The organism is Winogradskyella sp. (genome assembly GCF_016744625.1).
Lineage (GTDB): Bacteria > Bacteroidota > Bacteroidia > Flavobacteriales > Flavobacteriaceae > Winogradskyella.
The window spans coordinates 5968-13856 of record NZ_JADGDZ010000003.1 but is presented as its reverse complement, the minus strand read 5'-3'; the positions used below and the strand labels follow the sequence as shown (position 1 = coordinate 13856).

The 7889-nt window shown below is 33.2% G+C and carries 5 protein-coding genes and 1 pseudogene; 5 read left to right on the top strand and 1 reads right to left on the bottom strand.

Annotated features, from left to right (window positions below; all coding sequences use genetic code 11):
• Positions 1-79 precede the first annotated feature (79 nt).
• On the top strand, positions 80-3760 hold the full coding sequence (locus QZZ53_RS01115) for a metallophosphoesterase (protein WP_296380549.1): 3681 nt from the start codon (positions 80-82) through the stop codon (positions 3758-3760).
• On the opposite strand, the gene QZZ53_RS01110 is transcribed toward QZZ53_RS01115, so the two are convergent.
• Complete coding sequence (locus tag QZZ53_RS01110) at positions 3757-4566, bottom strand: hypothetical protein (RefSeq protein ID WP_296380546.1); 810 nt, start codon at positions 4564-4566, stop codon at positions 3757-3759. The two genes, QZZ53_RS01115 and QZZ53_RS01110, sit on opposite strands and share 4 nt — an antisense overlap.
• A gap of 28 nt (positions 4567-4594) precedes the next feature.
• Between QZZ53_RS01110 and QZZ53_RS01105 the strand changes: the two genes are divergently transcribed.
• The 4 genes and pseudogenes from QZZ53_RS01105 to QZZ53_RS01090 all read left to right on the top strand — a co-directional run.
• The gene (locus QZZ53_RS01105) at positions 4595-5809 is read left to right on the top strand and encodes an NAD(P)/FAD-dependent oxidoreductase (protein WP_296380544.1); all 1215 of its coding nucleotides are present in this window, start codon (positions 4595-4597) and stop codon (positions 5807-5809) included.
• A complete protein-coding gene (locus QZZ53_RS01100; protein WP_296380542.1) occupies positions 5809-6342 on the top strand; it encodes a DUF1697 domain-containing protein in 534 nt (177 codons plus the stop codon). The genes QZZ53_RS01105 and QZZ53_RS01100 overlap by 1 nt, the downstream gene beginning before the upstream one ends.
• A gap of 5 nt (positions 6343-6347) precedes the next feature.
• The gene (locus QZZ53_RS01095; protein ID WP_296380540.1) at positions 6348-7436 is read left to right on the top strand and encodes a diphosphomevalonate decarboxylase; all 1089 of its coding nucleotides are present in this window, start codon (positions 6348-6350) and stop codon (positions 7434-7436) included.
• A gap of 23 nt (positions 7437-7459) precedes the next feature.
• A pseudogene (locus QZZ53_RS01090) lies at positions 7460-7889 on the top strand (mevalonate kinase); the annotation flags it as partial.

The window sequence follows — 7889 nt, the reverse complement described above, 5'->3', positions numbered from 1 at the left end:
AAATTTAAGAGCCCAAACGTTATTTTATAAATAACCTGTGGAAGAAGAAACATGTATTTTTAATAACTAACCAGATTTTATGAAAGAAGTATATAAATTCAGTCTTTTTGTAGTCTTAATTTTAGTTTTTAATTCTTGTGCAACACTAAAAAAGCAAATAGTGTCAGGTGCTGAAAAGGAAATGCCTGTAAACAAAGAAATTGAGCACAATTTTTATCTTATTGGTGATTCTGGTAACTCAAACTTTGGTGAAAGTTCAGAAGCTCTAAAAGCTTTTAAGACAGAATTAGAAAAGGCTTCAAAGAATAGTACTGCCATTTTTCTTGGCGATAATATATATCCTGTAGGTCTTCCAAAAAAATCAAATACAGAGTATGAGCTGGCAAAACATCGATTAGAAATACAGATTGAAGCGACCAAAAATTTTAAAGGTGAGACCGTTTTTATTCCAGGTAATCACGATTGGTACTCTGGTATTTCTGGATTAAAAAATCAAGAGAAAATTGTAGAAGAAGCACTTGGTAAGAATAGTTTTTTACCAGAAAATGGCTGCCCTATAGATAAAATACATATCTCAGATGATATTGAGCTTATCCTTATTGACACACATTGGTACATCACCAATTGGAATGATCAACCAACCATTAATGACGATTGTGATATTAAGACCAGGCAAGGGTTTTTAGACGAGTTTAATAGTCTTATAAAAAAGGCAAGAGGTAAGACAACTATTGTAGCTTTACATCACCCAATGTATACTAATGGTTCACATGGTGGTCAGTTTAGCTTTGGTAGTCACATGTCTCCAATTCCAGTTCTTGGTACGTTTAAAAATGTAATAAGAAAGACAAGTGGGATTGCTAATGTAGATCTTCAAAATCCAATTTACAATGAATTAAAACGTCGTTTGGTGACCTTGGCCCAAGCGAATAAGAAAGTGGTTTTCGTTTCTGGTCATGAGCATAATTTGCAATATTTGGTTGAAGATAATTTGCATCAAATTGTGTCTGGTTCGGGTTCTAAAGTCTCTGCTGTGCGTAATGTTGGTAGTGGAAAATTTGGATATGGAACTCCTGGATATGCTAAACTTATTATCTATAAAGATGGTTCTTCTCATGTTGTCTTTTATTCAACTGAGGATGAAAAAGTAGTATTTCAGTCTAACGTTTTTGCAGAAAACAAACCCAGCATAACACAAACCTATAACGACAATTTATCACCTCACACTTCGGCATCTGTTTATTCTGAAGACGAAACAGATGTTAGTGGTTTTGGTAAGTTTCTTTGGGGAGATCGTTATAGAAAGGAATACAGTACTAAGGTTAAAGCACCAAATGTTGTTTTAGATACATTGTTTGGTGGATTAACACCAGTGAAGAAAGGTGGAGGGAATCAGTCAAAATCATTACGTTTAGAAGATAAGAATGGAGCTCAATATGTAATGCGCGCAGTAAGAAAACAAGCACTTCAGTATTTACAAGCGGTTCTTTTTAAAGATCAATATATCGAAGGTCAATTTGATGATACTGCTACCGAAGACTTAATTTTAGATGTGTTTACAGGTTCTCATCCCTATGCACCATTGGTTGTTGGCGATTTGGCAGATGCCATTGATGTTTACCACACAAACCCTGTGTTGTATTATGTGCCGAAACAAGAGCGCCTAGGGCAATACAATGATGAATTTGGTGATGAACTTTATATGATTGAAGAGCACACATCTAAAGGGCATAATGACAAAGCAAGTTTTGGATTCCGAAATAAATTAGTGTCAACTGATGATATGATGAAAAAAATCCACAAGGATGAAGACATTATAGTTGATGAAGCAGCTTATATAAAGGCAAGATTATTTGATATGCTTATTGGTGATTGGGATAGACACCAAGACCAATGGAGATGGATTGAGTTTAAAGAAGATGGAAAGAAAGTGTACAGACCAATGCCTAGAGATCGCGATCAGGCCTTTTCGATTATGTCAGACGGTTTTCTTATAGGTGCTGCTGTAAAACTAATACCAACAGCACGTTTACTGAGAAAATATTCTGAAGATCTAGAGGATGTGAAAGGAGTTAACGTAGAACCTTATCCATTAGATATGGAAATTATAACGCAATCAGGAAAAGACGTTTGGGATGCACAAGCAAAGTATATTCAAGAGAATATTACTGATGCTATTATTGAAAAGGCATTTTTAAATATGCCAGAAGAGATACGAGGCAATTCTGTTGATGATATTAAACAAAAATTAAAGTCGAGAAGAGCCAATCTGCAAAAGATAACAAATCGTTATTACGAATTAGTAAATAAGTATGCAGTAATCAAAGGAACAAATAAAGACGATTGGTTTGATGTAGAACGTATGCCTAATGGACAAACTAAAGTAACAGCCTATCGTATTAAAGACGGGAAAAAGAAAGACAAGTTTCACGAACGCACTTATAATTGCGATGATACTAAAGAGATTTGGATTTATGGTTTAGATGACGATGATGTTTTTGAAGTCTCAGGAAATGGTGATCGATACATAAAGCTAAGATTAGTAGGTGGGCAAAACAATGATAAGTACATTATTGAAAATGGAAAGCGAGTCACATTCTATGACTATAAATCTAAAAAGAATACAGTTGTAACCAAAAAAGGGCATAAAAAGTTTACTGATAATTACGAAACTAATGTTTATGACTACAAAAAGCTAAAAAATAACACAAATCAGATTTTACCTAGTTTAGGTTCTAATCCAGATGATGGATTAAAAATAGGTGCTAACGCTGTATTAACAAACTATGGTTTTGAGCGTAATCCATTTACATCTCAACACCAAATTGCAGCAGCATATTATTTTGCTACGAGCGGATTTGATTTAAATTATAAAGGAGAGTTTGCTAATATTTTTCCTAATATAAATTTAGGTATGGATGCGCATTTTAATAGCCCTAATTATGCCGTTAACTTTTTTGGTTTCGGAAATGAGACACTAAACCCAGAAGCAAATGAAGATGATGGTTTGGATGTGGACTTAGATTTTAATAGAGTAAAAATAAGAACGTTCAAAGCTATGCCGTCTTTAATTTGGAGAGGAAGACAAGGAGTCAGTTTAAAACTTGGTATTTCTTATGAAAGTAATGAAGTTGAGCGTACTATTGGACGATTTGTTGAAGCCTTTCCAGCTAATAACCCTCTTTTTGATGAGCAAGATTTTTATGGTGTAAATGCAAAATATAGTTTTGTAAATAAAGATAATGAAGCCTTTCCAACACTAGGGCTTCAAACATCTGTTGAAGCTGGATATAAGAACAATGTAAGTACAGAAAAAGGCTTTGGATATCTAATTCCACAATTAGGTTTCGACTATAAACTAATTCCAAGCGGTCAGTTAGTGCTTGCTACAAATATACGTGGTCATATTAATTTTGGAGACGACTTTGAGTTTTATCAAGGAGCTGTTTTAGGAGGTAAAACAGGTTTAAGAGGTTATAGGTTTCAAAGGTTTACTGGTAAAACAGCGTTTTCTCAGTCAACAGATGTACGTTGGAATTTTGGAAGCCTTAAAACAGGGTTATTGCCAATTCATATTGGAGTTTATGGAGGTGTAGATTATGGACGCGTTTGGCTTGATAATGAAGATTCTGATAAATGGAATAATTCCTTTGGTGGAGGGTTCTTTGTAAATATGGCACAGATGATGACAGCAAACATTTCTGCTTTTAATAGTGACGATGGATTGCGTTTGGCATTTAAATTAGGCTTTGGGTTCTAATCTATATCAAAACTATAAATATTACCACCAACAGATTCATTTCGCTCGTCTGTTAGAAGAACTTTAGAGTTTGTCTTAAAGCAAACACCTTCTTTTTGAGAGTTGTGTTTAAAAGATCGCTTTTCAATGTCACCAGAAAAGAAATCATCACTTTGGTAGTTGCTTATTTTCCAAAGTTTATCATGGTTTAGTAAAACAATGGTTTTACCATCATCACTAATGTCTGCAGATGTTATTTTGTTGCCCTTTCCTTTTAAGTTGTAATTAGATCGTAGTATAGCTTTATGTTTTCCAATTTTATTCGGAACCATAAAAACACTAAATTTCTTATTCTCTTTACTTATTAAATAGAAGGAATTATTTAACAAGAAGAAAGCTTCAAAATCTTTTGATTCGACTTTATTTGGAAGCGTAAACTCTATAATTTGAGCTGTTGCAGAGCTATTTATTAAATCGTTGTGATTTATTTTTAAGATTCTAAAGGTTTCTCTTTTTTTGCTGTTGTTACCAAAATCACCAATGTAAATATTACAATCAGAATCTGATGTTAAATCTTCCCAATCTATATTTTTGGTATTGCTAATATCTATATTTCTTACAATATGTCCTTTTTCATTCAATCCAAATAAATTATTGCTATTTCCAGAGTCTTGGATCGTCCAAACAATATCAGAATTTGGGCAAACTTCTGTAGCAGAAACTTCGGTTAAACTATTGGTTATGTCACCTTCGATGGTAAGTCTTCCATAAGACTCACAAGAGCTTACAATAAGTAATAGAAATATTAGTCTTTTGAGGTATATCATTGTAATTTTATCCTTTCAACTTTTCACATTGAACAAACGTAAAGATATTATAATTATTGGAGGTGGAGCTGCAGGTTTTTTTGCTGCTATTAATATTGCTGAACAGCATCCTAAATTGTCAGTTGCTATATTAGAACGTGGTAAAGAAGGTCTTCAAAAAGTGAAAGTTTCTGGTGGAGGACGCTGTAATGTAACACATGCTGAATTTATACCATCCGAACTTGTGCAGAATTATCCAAGAGGTGAAAAGGAACTTTTAGGCCCTTTTCATACATTTATGACAGGCGATACTATAACTTGGTTTGAAGAACGAGGTGTTGAATTGAAAATTGAAGAAGACGGAAGGATGTTTCCAGTTTCAAATTCATCTCAAACCATAATAGATTGTTTTTTAGAAGAAGCGAATAAACATAATGTTGAGGTGTTGTATAACTATTCTGTAAAATCTATTAATGCAAAAGAAAGTGATTTTTCTATAGAAACAACTCAAGGTGAAATTGAATGTAAAAAGCTAGTCGTTGCAACAGGAAGTAATCCTAAAGTTTGGAAGCTCCTTCAAGATTTGGGACATACGATAATTCAACCAGTGCCATCGCTTTTTACTTTTGATATTAAAGACAAAAGAATCAAAGACATTCCAGGAGTTGTAGCAAAAGATGTTGAGATTAAAGTTGTAGATTCGGATTTAGTTTCTGAAGGCCCTTTATTAATCACACACGTTGGTATGAGTGCTCCTGCTGTTTTAAAGCTTTCTGCATTTGGAGCTGTAGAATTAGCAAAACACAATTATAATTTTAAAATCGAAATCAATTTTATACGATTAGATTTCGAATCTTGTTTAGATCAGCTTAAAGATTTTAAGCAAGAGTTTGCAAAAAAATCGATAGTTAATTTAACACAATTCAACTTGCCAAAACGACTTTGGAAGCAATTGGTTTTAGCGTCAAGTATAGACGAAACAGAGCGTTGGGCAGATATTAATAAGCAACAATTAGAAGCATTAACTTTACAATTAACAAAAGCTGAATTTCAAGTTACAGGAAAAAGTACATTTAAAGAAGAGTTTGTAACAGCTGGTGGAGTAGATTTAAAAGAAGTGAATTTTAAAACTTTTGAAAGTAGAAGGATTCCTAATTTATATTTTGCAGGTGAGGTTATTAATGTTGATGCGGTTACTGGTGGATTTAACTTTCAGAATGCTTGGACAGGAGCTTATATAGTGTCACGATCAATTACTAAATAATGCAAACATACATCGCACTTCTTAGAGGAATTAATGTTGGTGGACATAAGAAAGTTCCAATGGCAGAGCTTAGAGAATTACTAACTAAATCTGGACTTGAGAATGTAAAAACATACATACAAAGCGGTAATATTATTTTTCAATCTTTAGAGGCGAATAAAGGTAAATTAGAAGCTGTTATTCATAAGTCGATTAAAGATTATTTTGGTTTTGGCGTGCCCATTTTAGTAAGGTCAAAAGACGAAATTGAAACTATTCTAAACGATTGTCCTTTTCCTGAAGAAAAGAAAGTAAGTGGTTATTTTATAATGCTCAGCGAAATCCCAGAAAAGAATTTAATGGATGAAACTTCAAAGGAAGTATTTTCTGGAGAAGAATTTATTATTACTAAAAACTGCGTGTACATTTTCTATACTTTAGGAGCTGGCAAAGCAAAGTTGGGTATTAATTGGTTTGAGAGAAAGTTAAAAGTAAATGCTACTGCTCGAAACTATAGAACAATGGTAAAACTCTTATCTTTGTCAGATATTTAGAATCAATGACAGAACAAGATTTTATCCTTAAATCATATAATCTCAATACAGAAAGCGGCTCAGTAAAATGGTCATCACCAAGCAATATTGCTTTAGTGAAATATTGGGGTAAAAAGGAGCATCAAATTCCCGAAAATCCTTCTATTAGTTTTACACTTTCAGATTGTAAAACCATTACAGAAGTAACTTATACTAAAAAAGCAGATAACAATTTTAGTTTCGATGTGTATTTCGAAGGAGAAAAAAACGAAGCTTTTAAACCAAAGATTCAAACCTTTTTTGAACGTATTGAGGCTTACATACCATTTTTAAGAGATTATCATTTCAAAATTGATACTTCAAATACATTTCCACATAGTTCTGGTATAGCATCTTCAGCATCAGGTATGAGCGCAATTGCTTTATGTTTAATGAGTATTGAAGAAAAATTAACTAATACTGTCACTTCGAGCACAGTCGAGAAGTCTTATTTTAACCAAAAAGCATCCTTCATAGCACGCTTAGGCTCAGGTAGTGCATGTCGAAGCATTGAAGGAGAATTGGTAGTTTGGGGAGAAAATAAGAGTACAGATAGCTCTGATTTATTTGGAGTAAGATTTGATGGAGAAGTACATGCTAATTTTCAAGACTATCAAGATGCTATTTTGTTAGTAGATAAAGGAGAAAAGCAGGTAAGTAGTACTGTTGGTCATAAGCTAATGTTTGGTCATCCGTTTGCCGAGGAGCGTTTTTCTCAAGCGCATGATAATTTGGCTAAAATTAAAGAAATTCTGGCTTCAGGTGACTTAAAAGCGTTTGTAAAAATTGTAGAAAGTGAGGCGTTAACTCTTCACGCTATGATGATGACTAGTATGCCTTATTTCATTTTAATGAAACCTAATACTCTAGAAATCATTAATAAAATTTGGGAGTATAGAGCCAAAAATAATTCAAATATTTGCTTCACATTAGATGCAGGTGCAAACGTGCATGTTTTGTTTCCAAAGGCTGAAAAACAGCAAGTTTATGAATTCATTAAGAGCGAGTTAGTTGCATATTGCCAAAACGGTCACTATATTTGTGATAGTGTTGGTAAAGGTGCCAAACGGTTGTAACCCAATCCAACCAATATAATATTATGAAAGGACCACTATTTTATTCTAAGATTCTTTTATTCGGTGAATACGGAATTATCAAAGATTCTAAAGGTTTATCTATTCCTTATAATTTTTACAATGGTGCATTAAAAGTAGATGAAAATCCAACTCAAGAAGCACTAGATTCTAATGCTAGTTTAAAACGTTTTGTAACGTATTTAAAGGGGTTAGGGAAGGAATTAGTGACTTTTGATGTTGAGACATTAGAAAGTGATGTAGATTCTGGGATGTATTTTGATTCTTCGATTCCGCAAGGTTATGGTGTTGGGAGTAGTGGAGCATTAGTGGCTGCGATTTATGATAAATATGCTTCAGATAAAATTACAGTTTTAGAGAACTTAACACGTGAGAAACTTTTAAAGTTGAAAACGATTTTTTCTGAAATGGAATCCTTTTTTCATGGTAAATCTT